8 protein-coding genes are annotated in these 13,298 nt (G+C 76.9%); 3 read left to right on the forward strand and 5 right to left on the reverse strand.

The window, feature by feature from the left end:
• Positions 1–72: 72 nt before the first annotated feature.
• A complete protein-coding gene (locus tag ACPYN7_RS07740) occupies positions 73–1,809 on the forward strand; it encodes a formate--tetrahydrofolate ligase (RefSeq protein WP_058874518.1) in 1,737 nt (578 codons plus the stop codon).
• Positions 1,810–1,970: 161 nt separating this feature from the next.
• Here the strand turns inward: ACPYN7_RS07740 and ACPYN7_RS07745 are convergent, their stop codons facing one another.
• Genes ACPYN7_RS07745 through ACPYN7_RS07765 form a run of 5 tightly spaced genes read right to left on the reverse strand, consistent with a single transcriptional unit; the run spans position 1,971 to position 10,642 of the window.
• On the reverse strand, positions 1,971–5,483 hold the full coding sequence (locus ACPYN7_RS07745; protein ID WP_424347251.1) for a DUF3376 domain-containing protein: 3,513 nt from the start codon (positions 5,481–5,483) through the stop codon (positions 1,971–1,973).
• Positions 5,473–6,771, reverse strand: coding sequence for a glycosyltransferase (locus ACPYN7_RS07750; protein WP_424347252.1), 1,299 nt, complete (start codon positions 6,769–6,771; stop codon positions 5,473–5,475). Before ACPYN7_RS07750 ends, ACPYN7_RS07745 begins: the two co-directional genes overlap by 11 nt.
• On the reverse strand, positions 6,768–8,957 hold the full coding sequence (locus ACPYN7_RS07755; protein WP_424347253.1) for a glycosyltransferase: 2,190 nt from the start codon (positions 8,955–8,957) through the stop codon (positions 6,768–6,770). Before ACPYN7_RS07755 ends, ACPYN7_RS07750 begins: the two co-directional genes overlap by 4 nt.
• Positions 8,958–9,008: 51 nt before the next feature.
• Positions 9,009–9,989, reverse strand: a complete 981-nt coding sequence (locus tag ACPYN7_RS07760; protein WP_424347254.1) for a bile acid:sodium symporter family protein — start codon at positions 9,987–9,989, stop codon at positions 9,009–9,011.
• Complete coding sequence (locus tag ACPYN7_RS07765) at positions 9,983–10,642, reverse strand: MBL fold metallo-hydrolase (RefSeq protein ID WP_424347255.1); 660 nt, start codon at positions 10,640–10,642, stop codon at positions 9,983–9,985. Before ACPYN7_RS07765 ends, ACPYN7_RS07760 begins: the two co-directional genes overlap by 7 nt.
• Before the next feature lie 329 nt (positions 10,643–10,971).
• Between ACPYN7_RS07765 and ACPYN7_RS07770 the strand changes: the two genes are divergently transcribed.
• Positions 10,972–11,535: a MarR family winged helix-turn-helix transcriptional regulator gene (locus tag ACPYN7_RS07770; protein WP_424347256.1), complete on the forward strand. Its 564-nt coding sequence runs from the start codon at positions 10,972–10,974 to the stop codon at positions 11,533–11,535.
• Positions 11,532–13,292: an MDR family MFS transporter gene (locus ACPYN7_RS07775; RefSeq protein WP_424347257.1), complete on the forward strand. Its 1,761-nt coding sequence runs from the start codon at positions 11,532–11,534 to the stop codon at positions 13,290–13,292. The genes ACPYN7_RS07770 and ACPYN7_RS07775 overlap by 4 nt, the downstream gene beginning before the upstream one ends.
• Positions 13,293–13,298: the final 6 nt, after the last annotated feature.

Raw genomic sequence — 13,298 nt, forward strand, 5'->3', positions numbered from 1 at the left:
AACCGGCACGAGGACGGCAGGACGACGGCGGGGCGCTCGCCGGAGCGGGCCCGGATCCAGCAGACTGGGCCCATGACGCACGGCACCGCCCCGCTGCCCTCGGACCTGGAGATCGCCCAGGCCGCCCGGCCCCGCCCCGTGACCGAGATCGCGGCCGCGGCCGGCATCGCCCCCGACCGCCTGGAGCCCTACGGGCGGTTCGTCGCGAAGGTCGACCCGCGACCGGACGAGGTGACCACCCCCGAGGAGGCCACCGGCCGCAAGCACGCCCGCGGCGTGCGCTACGTGGTGGTCACGGCGCTGACGCCCACGCCGCTGGGCGAGGGGAAGACGGCCACGGCGGTGGGCCTGGCCCAGGGGATGGCCGCCACCGGGCGCTCCGCCGCCCTGACCCTGCGCCAGCCCTCCATGGGCCCCACGTTCGGCATCAAGGGCGGCGCCGCGGGGGCGGGCTACGCCCAGCTGCTGCCGATGGACAAGCTCAACCTGCACCTGACCGGAGACTTCCACGCCGTGACCGCCGCGCACAACCTGCTGGCGGCGATGATCGACAACCACCTGCACCACGGCAACGCACTGGGCCTGGACGTCCGCTCGATCACGTGGCGGCGGGTCCTCGACGTCAACGACCGGGCCCTGCGCACCGTGGTGGTGGGCCTCGGCGACCACCAGGACGGCGTGCCCCGGCAGACGGGCTTCGACATCACGGCCGCGTCCGAGGTGATGGTGATCCTCTCGCTCGCCACGTCCTTCGCCGACCTCCGCCGCCGCCTGGGCCGGATCGTGGTGGGCTACACGCACGACGGCGAGCCCGTCTCCGCGGAGGACCTCAGGGCCGCCGGCTCCATGGCGGTGATGCTGCAGGACGCCTTCCAGCCGAACCTGCTGCAGACCCTCGAGGCGACCCCGGCCCTGGTCCACGCCGGGCCGTTCGGCAACATCGCGACCGGCAACTCCTCCGTGGTCGCCGACTACGTGGCCATGGCGCACGCCGACTACGTCATCACCGAGGCCGGGTTCGGCGCGGACATGGGCCTGGAGCGTCTGGTCAACGTCAAGGCCAGGGTCTCCGGCCTGACCCCGGACGCGGCCGTGCTCGTCACCACGGTGCGGGCGTTGAAGGCCCACTCGGGCCGCTACTCCGTGCGGCCGGGCCGGGCGCTGCCCGCCGAGATGCTCCAGGAGAACCCCGGGGACGTCGAGGCCGGGGCCGTCAACCTGCTCCACCACCTGGCCATCGCCCGGTCCTTCGGGGTCTCCCCGGTGGTGGCGATCAACGCGTTCCCCGGGGACCACCCCTCGGAGCACGAGGCGATCCGCCGGATCGCCCGGGCGGCCGGGGCCGAGGTGGCCGTGTGCACGTCGGTCGCCGACGGCGGGGCGGGGGCTGCCGAGCTCGCCGACGCCGTGGCCGCCGCGTGCGAGCACCCGGCCGGCTACACCCCGACCTACGGGCTCACCGAGTCGCTCGAGGACAAGCTCACCGCGGTCGCCACCCGCGTCTACGGCGCCGACGGCCTCGAGATCTCCCCGGCCGCGGAGCGCCAGCTGGAGCGCTACGAGGAGCTGGGTTTCGGCGGGCTGCCGGTCGTCGTGGCCAAGACCCACCTGTCGACCACCGCCGACCCGTCCCTCAAGGGCGCCCCCAGCGGGTGGTCCCTGCCGGTCCGGGAGCTGCGTGCCGCCGTGGGCGCCGGGTACCTCTACGCGATCTGCGGGACGATGCGCACCATGCCCGGCCTGGGCACCTCCCCGGCCGCCGAGCGGATCGGGATCGACGACGACGGGCGCGTCACCGGCCTCTTCTGACGCCCTCGACCGCCGGCGCACCCCGTTCCGAAGGCACGTCTGTCCTGGCGCACCCCTGTTCCGGCGCACCCCTGTTCCGGCGCACGCCGGTCCTGGCGTACCCCTGTTCCGGCGCACGCCGGTTCCGGCGAGCGTCTCCCCGGCCCGCACCTCATGTCGGCTCACCGGCGGGGCAGCAGCTCCTCACCGGGCCCGAACCGCCGCAGCACGGCCTCACCGGGCGCCCACCACAGCACGGCCGCCCAGCCGAGCACCGCTCCCGCCACGGCCGGCAGATCGGCCCGGAGCGCGCCGGGCCCGCCCGCCCAGGTCCACAGCAGCCAGGCCGCGGCGCCCCCGAGGGCCGCGGCGGCCGCCGCGACGGCCAGGGCAGGAACGGGCCGCACCCATCCCGCCAGCAGCAGCGCGCCCGCCACGAACAGGGCCAGGGCGAGCACGGCGGCCCGCGGTCCGGCGCCGGCCGGCACCCCGTCCAGGAGCCCCGTCAGGGCGGCCCCGGCCCACACGGCCACCGCCGAGAGCACCACGAGGGCTGCGCGCCCGACCTCGTCCACGCCCGCGCGGCCCGGCACCCGCACCGCCAGGACCGCGGCGAGGCGCTCCAGGCCGAGCGCGGCGAGCACCAGGAGCAGGGCCGCGGCGGCGCGCCGGGACGGCACGGCCGCCCAGAGCGGGAGCAGCAGGGACAGCGCGGCCGCCCCCAGCAGGGCGGCCCGCCGCAGCGCCCGGCGGCGGGCGGCGGCCACGTCGTCCGCCGTGACGGCCGGGACCGCAGCCCCCGCGGGCCCGGTGGGCGGGGGCGGCCGGACCCCGGTGGCGTCCCGGACGGCCGCCCACCGCCGCAGCGCGCGCCGTCCCGTGCGCAGGAGGGACAGCACCAGCGCGGCGGACGCTGCGGCGAGCAGCACGGTCCCCGGCCAGGACCAGGCCGGACCGGCGCCGGCGACCGGGCCCGTGGCCGGCCACAGCCCGGCCGCCAGCACCACGGCGACCAGGGCGGCGCGCACCGGGACGACCACGGTGGGCACGAGCACGAGCACGGGCTGCAGCACCAGCAGCACCGCCTCCCAGGCGGGCCGGGGCAGGTCCGGGGTGCCGGCCAGGGCGCGGCCGAGCACGCGCACCCCGCGCGAGGCCAGCGAGAGGCGGTGGCCCGGGGCCAGCCGGTCCAGCCCGTCGGCGCCCGCGGCGACCGCCGCCCGGCCCCGTGCGGCGGAGCCGTCGCCGAGGTCCCGCAGCAGGCTGGTCTGCAGGCGGGCGACGGCGGGGTCGTCCGTCGCCGAGCTCGTGCCGCGAGGTCCGTCGGCCGCGCCGGACGCCGCACTGGACGCCGCGCCGGACGCCGGGGCGGCGCCGGGCACCGGCAGGCCGCGCAGGAACCCGGCGACGCCGGCCGCCGCGTCAAGGCGGCCCCACCACCAGTCGTTGGCCCGCCAGTCCCCGGCCAGGAACCCCCGGAAGTTCAGCAGCCCGGCACCGGCCAGCTTGGCGCCGGCCGGCATCCGGTTGTCGTCGGCCGTGAGCAGCCCTGCGAGCTCCCGCGGCCCCGCGCCCCGCGCGTCGAGGGCCTGCTGGAGGCGGTCGCGCACGAGCGAGTCCCGGAGGGCGGCGTGCGCGGCGGGCTCCGCGGGGGCCTGGTCCCCGCGGATCTCGCCGTAGGCCACGGGGGACACCGCGGCGGGGATCCCGGCCGCGGCCAGGAGCGGGGGCAGGTCCACGGCACCCAGCGCGGCGTCCCCGGCGGGGATCCTCGACCAGGGTGACGCTTCCCACACCGCCCGACGCCCCGCCCGTGCCGGGCCGTCGGCGTCCAGCTGCTGCGCCACCGCGGAGTGCAGACGCCGCAGCCCGTCCACGACCGCGTCGAGCTCCGCCCAGGAGCCCGCCGCCGGCCCGTGCTCGGCGCCGGCCGCGCCCAGCCAGGGGCCGACGGCCGCCGCCGGCTCGGCGGCGGGGTCCGCGAGGGCGGCGAGCACGGCGTGGAACCGCCGGTCGCGCTGGTGGCGAGCGACCGTCAGCACCCGGTAGGCGCGCTGCCGGGCGCCGGCCGCGTCGAAGCCACCGGCCGGGCCCGGCAGGCCGGCGAGGCCCAGCTCCTCCAGGACGCGCACCCAGGACAGCACGCAGGAGGCGGCGTCGAACAGCGCCTGCGCTCCCCGCAGCACCGCCGCGGCGGAGGGCTCCTCGAGCGGACCCCGGGAGAGTGCGTCGTAGCGCCGGAGCAGCTCCGTCCGCAAGGGCTCGAGCGCACGGGGCGGCCGGGCCCGCAGGGCGTCGCGGCGGGCCGTGGTCGAGGTGAGCTGCCACTCCGCGGGCCGGGTCAGGAGGCGGGACAGCAGGTCGGCGTCGGCCCGGGCCCGGTAGCGGAGATAGCCCCGGCGGCGCTCCTCGAGCGCGGCCCCGTCCCAGGAGTCGATCAGGGCCGCGAGCGGGTGCAGGCGGCCCCGGGCCACGAGCTGGGCGTCCAGGTAGTCGGACAGGGCCAGCACCTCGTCGTCGTCCGACTCCCGCCGGGGCAGCCGGGCGACCGTGGCGGCGAGCGTGCCCACCAGACGCGGGAGATCGCGCTCGAAGGGCACGCGGGGCTCGCGGTGGGGCGGGTCCGGGTCGAGGTACAGCAGGCCCCGGTCGGCGTGCCGCAGGGACGTCCTGGTACGAGCGGCCTCCAGCGCCCGGTCGATGGGGATGTTGTCGAACACGCCGCCGTCCACCACGTGGTAGGGAAGCTCCGCGGGCTCACGGTGCGCGCCGAAGGCGTGGCTCAGGTCGGGGCGCCCGGCGGCCGGGCCCGGTGCCCCCCGGGGGCCCGGGGTGGGGGCGGACCACACCGAGGCCGGCTCGAAGGCGCCGGGGAAGGAGGCCGTCGCCCGGGCCGCGTAGGCCAGCCGGGAGAGCGCTGCGGCGGCCTCCCCGGGTGCGGTGTCCCGCGCCGGGATGTCGTTGCCCAGGGGCGGGGCGGGGGCGCCGGGCTCCCGCGACGCGAAGTGGAAGTCGCCGCGCCCCTCCGCCGTCGCACTGTAGAGGGAGGGGTCGCTGTCCAGGACCGTGGCGGAGAGCTCCACCGTGACGTGCTCCGCGACCAGGTCCGGGTGGTGCTCCGCGCTGCCGTGGAGGGATCGGAGCGCCTCGAGCAGCCGCGGCCACAGGTAGTCGTCCCCGCGCAGCATCGAGTCCACGGGGCGCCGCCCGAGCGGGCGCAGCAGACGGTCCAGGGCGCCGTGCTCCGCCCAGATCCGGCCGAGGGCGTCCAGGTCGGTGCCGGCGCGCTGGGCCACCGCGTGCACCACGCCGTTGAGCCCGCCGGCGCTGGCCCCGGCGAGGAGGTCGAGCTCCACCCGGTCGTAGCCGGCGTCCGCGAGCAGCCGGGCGTACACCGCCGCGCGCTCGGCCAGCCGGGGGTCGGCCTCCTCCGCGGGGTGCAGGAGCACCGCGTGCAGCCGGCCCGCGCCGTCCCGGTGGAGGCGGATCCGGCGCAGCACGTCGAGCTCGGCCACCGCGCCGCCGATCCACACGGCGAGGCTCACGCCGCCGCGCATCGCGAGGGCGAGCCGGAGGGTCCGGCCGAAGGCCGGTGCCTGCCCCGCCGTCGCGTCGGTGAGCCGCCGGGAGGGCGGGAGGACCGTCAGCCGCAGGTCGCCGGGCGGGACGGCGCCGGCCGGCCGCTCAGCCGGCAAGGGCCGCGAACGCCCGCCCCGGCCCGGGCCGGCGGGTCAGGTCGTGCCGGAGGTCCTCGAGCGTCCCCCGCCGCTCGTGGCCCTCGTCGAGCAGCTCGGCCACGGCGTCCCGCACCTCGGCCGCGGTCAGGGCGTTGGGATCGAGCACCGTGCCCAGCCCCGCCGCCTCGAGCGCGGCGGCCCCGGCGAACTGGTCCGTGGACATCGGGAGCAGGAGCAGGGGCACCCCGGCGGTGAGGGCCTCGGTCACGCTGTTGTTGCCCCCGTGGGAGACCGCGACGGCCGCCCGGTGCAGCAGCGTGACCTGCGGCAGGGTCGCCCGGACCAGCCAGGAGTCCGGGACGGGGCCCAGATCGGCCGGCCGGGTGGAGCCGGACGCGAGGGCGACCCGCACGTCCAGGCCGCGAAGGGCCTCGGCCACCCGGGCCAGGACGTCCCCGCGCACGGACAGGAAGCTGCCCAGGCTGAGGTAGACGACCGGGCGGTCCGAGCCGGCCAGCCACGCGGCGACCTCCGGGTCCTCCGCCTCCTCCCGGACGGCGGAGCCGAGGAACGTGTGCTCGGGCAGCGCCCTGGTGCGGTGCTCGTCGTGGAGCTCGCCCGGATAGTTGAGCAGGAGGTCGTCGCCGGTCTCCGCGAAGGCGTCGGCGCTCGCCGGGGTCCCCGGGGCGATCTGCTGCAGGGCCTCGTTCCACTGCTCGGTGAACCCGTCCCGCACGGCGGAGCACAGCCGGTGCAGCGCCTCGAGCTCGGCCGGGGACGGGCGCAGCCGGCCCGGCCACGCGGGCGGGTGCCCGTAGACCTCGTCCGCCACCGTCAGGGCCGAGGGGTGGCCGAGCACCACGTCGGCGTGCCGGATCCCGGCGCCGGTCAGGGCCAGGCGCGCCGCGAAGGCCAGGTGGTCCACGACCACCTGGTCCGGCCGGACGCGGTCCACGACGCCCTGGACCCGCCGGGCCGTGCCCAGGGGGTCCCAGAGCAGGTCGTCGCGCCGTGCCCGCGCCTGGAAGGACAGGGTCTCCGCGGGGCCGCGGCGGGTGGCGGCGAAGAAGCCGCGCAGGGCCTCGTCCTCCCCGGGTGGCTGCTCCTCCGCGCGGATGACCCCGGGGTTGGAGCCGCGGCCCAGCGGCAGGAGCTCGACGTCGAAGCCGAAGCCCCGGGCGATGGGAGCCGTCGCGGGACCGGTGGCCACGACCACGCGCTCCCCGGCGTCCCGCCACGCGGTGGCCAGGGTCGCGAGGGGGTACAGGTGGGACGCGTAGTCCGGGCTGATGACGAGCAGGGTCACGGGGTGGGGCTCCTGTCGGCCGCGCGCGCCGCGGCGTGGTCGTAGACGGAGGTGAGGGCGGCGGCCATCACCTCGATGCTGAAGCGTTCGCGGACCATGGCGCGGGCCGCGTCGGCGGTGCGCTCCGCGTCGGGGTGGGCCGCCAGATCGAGGGCCCGGCCCACGGCCCGGGCCAGCGCGGCAGGCTCCCGGGTGTCGACGAGCACGCCGGTGACGCCGTCCTCCACGAAGGTCGCCGGCCCGCCGGAGTCGGGCGCCACGACCGGCAGACCGCTCGCCAGGGCCTCGACGAGCGCCACCCCGAACTCCTCCTTGAGGCTCGCACAGACGTAGGCGCCCGCGGGGGAGGACAGGCCCGGACGGCCCCGGCGCACCGCGGCGAGCCAGGCGGCCACCGTGCCGTGGGGCCGGTGCCCGGCCAGGAGCAGGCCGGCGGCGGCGGCCTCGTCCCGGGGGAGGACGGCGTCGATGCGGCCGAGCTGCTCGCGCTCGTCGAGGGAGGGGGACACCAGGTCCCCGCCCACCACGAGCAGATTGCACCGGGCGCGCAGCCCCGCGTCCCCGGCCCAGGCCTCGACGAGGGTGGCGGTGCCCTTGACCCGGTGCAGGCGGCCCACCGTGATGACGAGCGGCAGCCCGCGCCGCTCGGCGGGCAGGTCGGCGAGGACGGCGTCGAGCTCCGCCGGCTGGGAGCCGGTACCGTCCCGCACCTGTTCGGCGGCGCGGTCCACGGCGCCGAGGTCGATGCCCTCGGGCACGACCGTGCACCGGGCGGCGTCTCCCGGGTCCACGGCGAGGAGCTCGCGCGCGTCCCGCGCCAGGTCCGGCCGCGGGAAGAGCACCACGTGCTCCGCCCGGGCGGCGAGGTCGGCGAGCAGGCGCACGCGGAACCACAGGTGCTCCACGTGGTCGGCGGCGCCGAAACCGGCGCGGGTCAGGGTGCCGGCTCGCTCCCGCGCGGCGACGAGCGCGTGCGGATCGGGGGCCATGGTGAGCACCCAGGGGACGCCGAGCTCCGTGGCGACGGCGGCGGCAGCCATCGAGCCGACGTCGGCCATGCGCAGGTGCAGGACGTCGACGGGTCCGGCCCGCCGGAGCACGCGCCGCAGCCCGCGCTCCGCGGCCACGCGCCGCGGCCACGCGTCCGCCATGTGCACCGGGGGTCCGGTGAAGGGCACGACGGCGAAGACGTGTCCCGGCCCCGTGACGCGCGGCAGCGCCTCCCGGGCCTCGTCGTGGGTGCCCCGGGACGCCGTCACCACGCGGGTGACGCCGGCGGGCGCGGAGCGGGCGCTGAGGGCGTCGCCCAGCTGGGCGAGGAGCGTGGCGATCCCGCCGTTGTCCCCCCGCCCGGAGAAGGTGAGGTCCCGGTCGATCTCCGCGTGCAGGAAGGACTGCAGGACGGTCAGCCCGCCGCCGGCCGGGGCGGGGTCTCCCGCGTCGTCGATCTCCGCGAGGGCGAGCCGGGCCGTCGCGGCCAGGGGGCCGGCCGCCCGCGCGCAGGCCCGGGCGAGCTCCGCCAGGCCGGCCACGTCGCCGGAGTCTGCGTGCCACCGGTCCACCAGGGCCTCGAGGGCGGCGCCGCGCACGTCCTCGTGCTCCGCGGGGTCGGCGGCCAGGCCCCGGAGGAGTCCGGCGGGACCCGTGCCGGGCACGAGCCCGAGGGTCTCGGTGAGCCGGGCCCGTGCCGCGGGGGCGAGAGCCCCCGCGAGGGCGTGCTCGAGGGCCGGGCCCACGGTTCCCGCGGCCGCCGGCGCCCACGCCTGCAGGGTGCGCTGGGCGAGCATGCCGGGGAAGCCGCCGCCGGCGACGAGCCCGGCCAGGGAGGCCTCCGCCCCGGGCAGGGGAGCGCGGTCCGCGAGCGCCCAGGCGGTGTGCTCGCGCAGCCACGGCTCGTCGTGGCCGAGGAGCCCGGTGAGGAGGACGTCCGCCCGCGGCCCGGGCACCGCCGCCAGGGCGTGGACCGCGGCGATCGCGGCGACCTGGTCGTCGCGCCGGTGGATCTCCGCCGCGAGCACGGGCAGGGCCTCGTCCGGGTGCTGCCGGGCGGCCGCCGGCAGGTCGTCCGCACGGCGGATGGCGTCGAGGAGGGAAGGGGCGCACCGGACGGTCTCGAGGGCCTCGCGTACCGCCGTGCCGGCGGGCTCCGCGCTGGTTCGCGGGGCGCGGGGCGCGGCGAAGGTCATGGGCTCACGGTAGCCGAGGCCCGGGTCCGCGGACAGCGGCCCCGGGGATTCTCAGGATGCTGGGAGGCGCGGCGCGGTCCGGGCGTCGGCACGGCGGCAGAGCACGGCGAACAGCGCGCCGGAGAGGTTGTGCCAGACCGAGAACACCGCCGCGGGCAGGGCCGCGAGCGGGTTCATGTACTGGGCGGCGAGCGCGGCGGCCAGGCCGGAGTTCTGCATGCCGACCTCCACCGCGGTGGTGCGGCGCACGGCGATCGGCTGCCGCGTCACCGCGCCCACGAGGTGGCCCAGGGCCAGGCCCAGGGCGTTGTGCAGGACCACGGCCGCGAGCACGAGCAGGCCGGCCTCCACGATCCGGTCGGCGCTGCCCGAGACCACGATCGTCACGATCAGGGCGATGGCCGCGACCGACACCCACGGCAGGACGGGCAGGGCGCGCTCGACCAGGCGCGGCGCGAGCAGGCGCACGGCCAGGCCCGCAACGACGGGCAGGAGGACGATCTTGGTGATCGACCAGGCCATGGCCCCGCCGTCCACCGGCAGGTACTGCCCGGCCAGCCAGAGCGTGAGCAGGGGAGTGAGCAGCGGGGCGAGCAGCGTGGAGAGCGAGGTCATGGCGACCGACAGCGCCACGTCGCCGCGGGCGAGGTAGGCGACGACGTTGGAGGCCGTGCCGCCGGGCGCGCAGCCCACCAGGATCACGCCCGCGGCGAGCTCCGGCGGCAGCCGGAGCAGGAACACCACGAGCAGCGCCACGAGGGGCATCACCACGTACTGCGCCGCGACGCCGAGCAGCACCGGCAGCGGCCGCCTGGCCACGAGCGCGAAGTCCACGGGCCGCAGGGTCAGGCCCATGCCGAACATGACCACCCCGAGCAGGGGGTTGATCCACCCGGTCAGTCCGCCCACGGCGCCGGGGGCCAGGAACCCCACGAGCCCGCCCACGATCACGAGGACGGGGAAGACCAGGACGGCGGTGTAGGCGCTCCGGTCGGGGGCCGTGGTCCCGGTCGCGGGACCGGCGTTCACCATCCGCGGGCCCGCCACTCGTCGAGGTGCGGTCGCTCCGCCCCCAGCGTGGTGGGCTTGCCGTGGCCGGGGTGGACCACGGTGTCGTCGTCGAAGCGCTCGAAGACGCGCTCGGTGACGTCGTCGATCAGCTGCCGGAAGTCCTCGGGGCTGTTGGTCTTGCCCACGCCGCCGGGGAAGAGGGAGTCGCCGGAGAAGATGTGCGCCGGGCCCTCGGGGTCGCGGTAGACCAGGGCGATCGAGCCCGGGGTGTGTCCGCGCAGGCCGATGACCTCGAGGTCGAAGCCGTCGAACTCGGCGGTGTCGCCGTCCTCGAAGGTCAGGTCCATGGGCACCGCGATGTCGGACTCGTCGTCGGCGCCGCACGCCGTCATGGCCTCGGAGCGGGAGCGGACCTCCTCGAGGGCGCGGACGTGGTCCCAGTGCGAGTGGGTGGTGATGATGAGCTGCAGGTTGCCGTAGGCGTTCGAGCAGTCGCCGTTGCCGGCGCCCACGAGACCGGCGATCGCGCGGGCGTCGTCGGCCGCGTCGATGAGGACCTGCGTGCCCTCGTCCTTGGACGTGAGGAGATAGACGTTGTTGTCCATCTCGCTCACGGAGATCCGGCGAATCGTGACCTCGGGGAGGTCGGTGACCTCCGTCTTCGTTGCGATCATGAGCACGAAGGTACTCCCGCGCCCCGGTGCTGGCCAATTGCGGGGCCCGGATCGGTCCGGCCGGTGGGCACGATCGGCTCCGCGGATTGCCCCGGAGGGGTTCCGGCCGCCCGGGGACGGGCCGCCCGCTGTGTCCGACGGCACGGAGTCTGCGGTTGTCCCCGGCGCCGCACCCGGATACAGTTGCGTGCGGCAACTAATTATCAGGGCATCCGGTGGCACCACGCCTGCGTCGTCGTCGACGCGGCTCCCGCGACGTGCGGGGGAGTGCGGACCGGGTGCCTGTCTGTCGTTGTCGCCCCGAAACGTCCCGATCCCGGAGGAGTCCCTTGCCCGTCTCCCACGACACCGCCGTGGAGCTGGTGCGCGACCTGCTCGAGCTGCAGCGCGTCATGAAGCGCGTGACCAAGACCGACGCCGGCGGGCGCCGGCTCAACCCCACGGCCATCGCCCTGCTCTACTACCTCGACAGCAACGGGCCGCGCCGGGCCACGGTCATGGCCTCCGAGACCGGGCTGGGCCCCTCGGGGCTGAGCCGCCAGCTGGCCGTCCTCGAGGACGAGGGCCACGTGGAGCGCACCCCCGACCCCGACGACGGGCGGGCCGCACTGGTGGCCATCACGGAGCGGGGCCGGGGCCAGGTCCGTGCCGTGCTGGAGGAGGACGCCCAGCGTCTCGCCGCGCGGCTCGAGGGCTGGGACGAGGAGCAGGCCCGCACCAGCCGGGGCGCCATCAACGAGATCACCACCGTCTTCCTGACCTCCCTCGGCGTGGAGCGCACCACGTCCTGCCGGGGCCCGCAGGAGCAGGACCGTCCCGGCGCGGTGCCCGGCGCGGACGACGCCGACCAGGAGCACGCAGACCGAGAGCACGAGGAGCCGACCGCACGATGACGTCACAGCAACCGACCGCCGCACCGGGCGGGGGGACCGGCGCCTCCCACCAGGACGTGCTGCGGGCGCTCACCGGGATCCTCTCCGTGTTCTTCATGGCGATGGTCACCCTCACCATCATCGGCACGGCCCTGCCGGTGATCATGGCCGACCTCGGCGGGGACCAGACCTCGCTGTCCTGGACGGTCACCGGCACCCTGCTCGCCAACGCCGCGACCACCCCCGTGTGGGGCAAGCTCGCCGACCTCTTCGACAAGAAGAAGCTGCTGCAGCTGTCCATCGTGATCTTCGTGCTCGGCTCCGGCATGGCCGGACTGGCCCCGACCGTGGAGTTCCTCGTGCTGGCCCGTGTGGTCCAGGGCGTGGCCATGGGCGGGATCATGGCCCTGGCCATGACGATCATGGGCACGATCATCCCGCCCCGGGAGCGGGGCCGCTACGCCGGCTACATGGGCGCCGTGATGGCCGTGGCCACGTCCGCGGGCCCGCTGCTCGGCGGGCTCATCGTGGACCTCTTCGGCTGGCGCTGGGTGTTCCTCATCCCCGCCCCGCTGGCCGTCCTGGCGGCGGTGCTCGTCCACCGCACCCTGCACATCCCGCCGCAGGCGCCCCGGAAGGTGAGCATCGACTGGCTCGGCATCGCCCTGCTGATCGTCTCGGCCTCCGCGCTGCTGCTGTGGGTCTCCCTCGCCGGGCAGCCGGGCATGTTCGAGTGGGTCTCGCCGACCTCGGCGGCCCTCGTGGCCACCGCGCTCGTGGGCACCGTGCTGTTCGTGCTCGTGGAGCAGCGCGCCGCCGAGCCCGTGCTGCCCATCCGGGTGGTCACCGAGCGCACCACCGCCCTGGCCATCCTGGCGGCCATCGCCACCGGCGGGGCCATGTTCGCCTCGACCACCTACCTGGGCCAGTACTTCCAGCTCGGCCAGGGCTTCAGCCCGACCATGGCCGGGATGCTCATGCTCCCGCAGGTGTTCGGCTCCCTCGTGGGCGCCACGGTCGCCGGGCAGCTGATCACCCGCTACGGGCGGTGGAAGATCATCCTGGTGGTCGCCGCGGTGCTCATGTCCACGGGCCTGTTCCTCGCCGCGACGCTCACGCACGACACCGCGCTGTGGGCCGTGAGCGTGTTCATCTTCCTCGTGGGCCTGGGCATCGGCGCGCTGAACCAGAACCTGGTCCTGGCCGTGCAGAACACCGTGGGGCTCAAGGACATGGGCGCGGCGTCCTCCTCGGTCGCCTTCTTCCGCACCATGGGCGGCGCCGTGGCGGTCGCCGTGTTCGGCGCCCTCATGAGCTCCCACCTCGCCGGGCAGCTGGCCGAGAGCACCCGGGCCCGCGGCGGGGACCCCGCCGCCGTGGACAGCCCCACGATGGACCTGGAGTCGCTGCCCGCCTCCGTCGAGGGCGTGGTGCGCGAGGCCTACGGCACGGGCACCGGCCTCGTCTTCCTGGTCGCCGCCGTCGCGTCCCTGGTGACCCTGCTCGCGGTGCTCCTCATCAAGGAGGTCCCGCTGCGCCGCACCGTGGACATCGTCGAGGTGGACCCCGCCACGGGCCGGCTCAAGGTCGTCACCCGCACCCTCGACGCCCGCGAGATCCGGCGCCGGCAGCAGGAAGAGGAGACCGGCCGGGAGCCGGGGACGGCCGGCGCCCCCGGGAACGACGGCACCGGCTCGCCGGGCGGACCCTCCGCCGGGGGCGCGGCGGGGGAGCGGGTCCGCGAGGACACCTCCACCGGCCCCGTGGACCGGGTGTGAACCCGC

It is taken from the genome of Kocuria sp. CH-021, assembly GCF_049716185.1.
Classification (GTDB): Bacteria; Actinomycetota; Actinomycetes; order Actinomycetales; family Micrococcaceae; genus Kocuria; species Kocuria cellulosilytica.